General features: G+C 50.4%; 4 protein-coding genes. All 4 read right to left on the bottom strand.

What is annotated here, in order from left to right:
* The coding region (locus PHV74_15520; GenBank protein MDD5095762.1) for an FAD-dependent oxidoreductase at window positions 1-1,022 on the bottom strand (1,022 nt) is incomplete at its 3' end.
* 283 nt (window positions 1,023-1,305) lie between these two features.
* Window positions 1,306-2,619: a TRAP transporter large permease subunit gene (locus tag PHV74_15515; protein MDD5095761.1), complete on the bottom strand. Its 1,314-nt coding sequence runs from the start codon at window positions 2,617-2,619 to the stop codon at window positions 1,306-1,308.
* 62 nt (window positions 2,620-2,681) lie between these two features.
* Entirely contained in the window at window positions 2,682-3,083 is a 402-nt protein-coding gene (locus PHV74_15510) for a TRAP transporter small permease (protein ID MDD5095760.1), read from the bottom strand.
* Window positions 3,084-3,273: 190 nt separating this feature from the next.
* Window positions 3,274-3,560: hypothetical protein (locus tag PHV74_15505; protein MDD5095759.1), on the bottom strand; the 287-nt coding region annotated here is incomplete at its 5' end.

The raw sequence follows: 3,560 nt of genomic DNA, 5'->3' as shown, positions 1-3,560 counted from the left end.
CCCGTCTGAATCGTTCCCGGGAATTTCACACAATTGGTGGACGCGGCGTTTTCTCCAGCAACGCGTCCCTGAAGATTGGCTAGATCGCCAAAGGGTGCATGGACTATTTTCCCTGTAATCCGGTTTCGGGTCTCCACGCAGTCTCCTATGGCATAAATGTCGGGGTCTGAGGTTTGCATGTACTCATTCACCTTGATTCCACCCAGTTCCCCGATGTCCAGCCCGGCAGACTGCGCGAGTGCCGTGTTGGGACGAACGCCGGTGGCCACTACCGCCAATGTGCAGGGAATCTCCGTTCCGTTTTTCAACTTGACTCCCGTCAAGCCTCCGTCTTCACCGAGAAACCCAGCAATACCGTTACCCGTGATGACATTCACGCCTTTGCCCTTGATATGGTTCTCCAAGAGTTTGGAGATCTCCCAATCCAGGAAGGTGAGGATCTGAGGGAGAAGTTCGATCACAGTGACTTCGATACCTGCTTGATGAAGGGCTTCACAGGTCTCGATCCCAATCAGCCCCCCTCCGATCACGGCCGCTTGGTTCGTTCTTCCCTGATCAACAACACTTTTAATGAAATCACAATCTTTTATTGAGTGGAGCGTGGTGATGCCTTTAAGCTCGATCCCGGGAATCGGCGGGACCCTTGGCAATGAACCCGTGGAAAGGATGAGCTTGTCATAAGCGATTTCATCAGTATCGCCAGTCAAGATATTGCGAAAAGAGACAATTTGCCTTCCACGGTCGATAGCGGTCACTTCTGTATCAACCCTAGTCTCGATCCCCTTTGCATTTCGAAAATATTCAGGGTCTCTGACCACGCCCGTAGAAGTGGATATGAGAGCTTCACGGTCGTCAATGTGACCGCCAATGTAATACGGATAAGCGCAAGAGGCCATGGATAGATCGTGATCCTTCTGTAACATGATGATCTCAGCTTCACGGTTGATTCTTTTTGCCTTTGCAGCCGCCTTGGGACCGGCTGCGGACCCTCCGACGACAACGATTTTCCTTTTTGACTTCATGAACCATTCTCCTCGTTTATATTTTTCCAATTGAAAAAGACCGTATTCCTCCAAGTTAACAATTCCCATCGTTGTTCTGATGCCCACCCATCGGACCTGATGGTCAAAACATCTGTTACCAGTTTTTTAAACTTCACGTTTTTCATACACGATTTTGCCCCTTCTGTTGTAACGGATCTTGGAAAAAACGCGAAAGGTCGTCCTTGAATCGTACTTTCAGAAAGCTCCTTATAGTCATAACGGATATAAAGTAATCATATTAATGAATTAGATTGTTAATGCGTCAATGCCCGATCATCCTACTTGGCAGCCATAAAATGATGTCTGGAAAAGCAACGACAAGCACCAACAACAGTGCCTGTAGAGGAATGAAAGCTGCGCTACCCCGAGCAATATCGCCGAAGCTCATGTCCTTGACGATTCCCTGCATGACGAAAAGGTTGAAGCCCACCGGGGGCGTGATGCACGCCATTTCCATATTGATGGTCGCCACAACACCAAACCAGATGGGGTCAAACCCTAGTTTGGTGACTGCAGGAAACAGAAACGGCATGGTCAGCACGATAATGGGCGTCGGATCCAGGAAACAGCCGAGGATCAGGAACAGTGCCATGATCATGGCGATGATGCCTATGGGCGACAGGGGCAGGGATGTCATGAAGTCCGAGAAGAGGTTCAACACGCCCAGATGTGCGACGACTGCGCTGTAAATCATGGCAGCCATCAGAATCGACAGAATGAAGCAGGTTGTCTTGACTGTTCTCAGCAAAACCTCATGTAGAACAGGAAGGCTGAATTTCCCACAGCCGATGTTCAATACGAGCCCCATGATGCAGCCAAGACCGGCTGCTTCTGTGGGGGTGGCGATGCCCAGGTAAATGACCCCCAGAACAACTACGATCAGGGAGAGAGCAGGCAATGCCTTGGCCGTCAACAAGATTTTCTTCCCGACACTCAGACTGGAAACGCCCGTGATCGAGGGGGCCAGCTTTGGGTTGATCTTGCATCGTATGATGATGGTCGCCATGAAGAACAACATCAACAGGAGTCCTGGAACCATGCCGCCCATAAAGAGGTGTCCAACGGATTGCTCGGTCACGACCCCGTAGACGATCATGGGGATGCTAGGGGGGATGAGAATGCCCAAGGCACCGCCTGCCGCAACTGTACCGACGGCGAGCTTTGAGTCGTAACCCCGTGCTCGCATCTCTTCGGTGGCAGCAAGCCCCATGATGGCGGTATTGACTGCGCTGGAGCCAGTGATCGCGGCAAAGGTCGCGGAACCGGCTATTGTGGAGACACCCAAGCCACCGGGCAATCTCCCGAGCCAAGCCTCTAAGATGCCGAACACATCCCTATGAAGATCTGTGACCATGACGATTTCCGCCATAAAAATGAACAGTGGAATGGCGATAAGAACAAAATTCGTCATGGTTGAAAAGGTGGTCTGGGCCAACATGGGAAGGGTTTTCGGTCCGAGCAGAAAAAGGATTCCCACCAGCGCCATGGTCGCCATAGCATTGTAGACAGGAATCCTAGCTGAAATAAGAAAGAACAAACCGCCGAACATAATAACCGCTATCCAGTACCAATCCACGCCGATACCCCCTTCGATAGACCAATTTCAACACATCGCCAGCCGCTGTACTTAGATGGCTACTAATTGCCACTACGAATTTTTTCATATAAATCTGCAACCAATTGCAGAAACATCAAAAAACTTCCCAAGGGAATGGAAATCAGCGGATAGATCAGGGGCAACTCCAGGATGGTCTGTGAGTGCCAGTTCCATCCCTTGATCGACAGAAGGGTTCCTTGCCAGCACAGCGTTCCCCAAAAAATCAGACCGGTCACCAATCCAGCCATATCGAGGAGCCGTTGGACCTTCAAAGACATGCCCGACGTGAGCCAATCGACGAAAATGTGCCCTTTGGTCCTCTGGGTGTAACAGACTCCGAGCATGGCACAGCCGATCAGCAGATACATGCAGATTTCATTTGACCAGCTCGTGGGGCTGTTGAACAGATATCGAGCGACTACCTCGTATCCCGTGGCAAACATCATGATGAGAATCAGGTAGCCTGAAATCCTGCCGGACCAAAGGCTTACGCTTTGCACAAATTTTGAAAAATCGTTCACTGCAGAGTCCCTCTCAATTCTTGGCGTCTGCAAATTCATAGGTAAAATTATGACTCTTAGGATGTTGTGGACTGCCTCCGGGCCCGAAGACTCGCAGGCAGTCCTCGCTGTTTTACTTGGGCATCCTTTTTAGAACTTCAAGCTGCTTTTTTGTGAAGGGTGTTCCCCCGGTGAGCAATTTATCGTACATTGGTTGGACCGCTGCCTTCCAACGCATCATCTCTTCTTCCGGCAGGTAATAGACTTCCTTGATGTATTTGTTCAGTTCGGCAATCGCCTTTCTGTCGTAGTCATCATGAAGCTTCGCGGCAAATTCCATGGCGGGTGCTGACGCATCGATGAATGCTTTCTGGATATCCGCGGGTAGAGCTTTCCACCGGTCCAGATTCATCGATGGGG

Source organism: Dehalococcoidia bacterium (assembly GCA_028711995.1).
GTDB lineage: Bacteria > Chloroflexota > Dehalococcoidia > SZUA-161 > SpSt-899 > JAQTRE01.
Note: the sequence above shows the minus strand (reverse complement) of the source record. Positions and strands in the feature narration are given on the sequence as shown.